Origin of the sequence: Neorhizobium sp. LMR1-1-1.1, from assembly GCF_040675795.1 — a bacterium.
Lineage (GTDB): Bacteria > Pseudomonadota > Alphaproteobacteria > Rhizobiales > Rhizobiaceae > Neorhizobium > Neorhizobium cellulosilyticum.
Map to the genome: position 1 here is coordinate 1 of NZ_JBEGHE010000072.1, position 830 is coordinate 830.

1 protein-coding gene is annotated in these 830 nt (G+C 60.8%); it reads left to right on the top strand.

Features of this window, described 5'->3' with window-relative positions:
• On the top strand, positions 1-705 hold a 705-nt coding region (istB, locus tag MRBLMR1_RS28230), incomplete at its 5' end, for an IS21-like element helper ATPase IstB (protein WP_500067051.1).
• Positions 706-830: the final 125 nt, after the last annotated feature.

Genomic DNA, 830 nt, shown 5'->3' on the forward strand with positions numbered 1-830 from the left:
GCCATGGGCCTGGCCGGCATGGCAAAGGCCTTTGGGGAGCTCATCTCCAACGGTGAAGCTGAACATCTCTCGCACGCTGAGTGGCTGGGATTGCTGCTCGAACGGGAATGGAGTTCCCGCTACGATCGCAAGCTTGCTGCCCGGCTCAGGTTCGCCAAGCTGCGCCACCAGGCGACCCCGGAAGATGTCGACTATCGCAGTGCACGCGGCCTCGATCGCGCACTCTTCATGAAGCTCCTCGGGGGCGACTGGATTAATGCTCACGACAATCTGGCAATCTGCGGCCCCTCAGGTGTCGGAAAAAGCTGGCTAGCTTGCGCACTCGGTCACAAGGCGTGCCGTGACGATCGCTCTGTTCTTTATCAGCGCGTCCCAAGGCTGTTTGCCCAGCTCGCGCTTGCTCGCGGCGACGGCAGGTATGCCCGGCTGCAACGTACGCTGGGTCATGTCCAGGTCCTGATCTTGGATGATTGGGGTCTCGAACCGCTCAACGAACCGGCGCGACACGATCTGTTGGAAATACTCGAGGACCGCTATGGCCGCCGGTCAACGATCATTACGAGCCAGCTCCCCGTATCCGCCTGGCATGGCGTCATTGGAGACCCGACCTATGCCGATGCCATTCTGGATCGCCTCGTCCACAACGCCCATCGCGTCGAGTTAAGCGGCGACAGTCTGCGCCGAAACCTGCCGCGTAGCGCTTGACACGTCGCCTCAACGAATTGACAACAATACCTGCCTGCAGACCTCCTCGGAAGGGGGCGAGATCATCCCGGAATCACGGGGCGCAATCATCTCGGAACAAAGGGGCGGCTTCATCGGAATCAGCA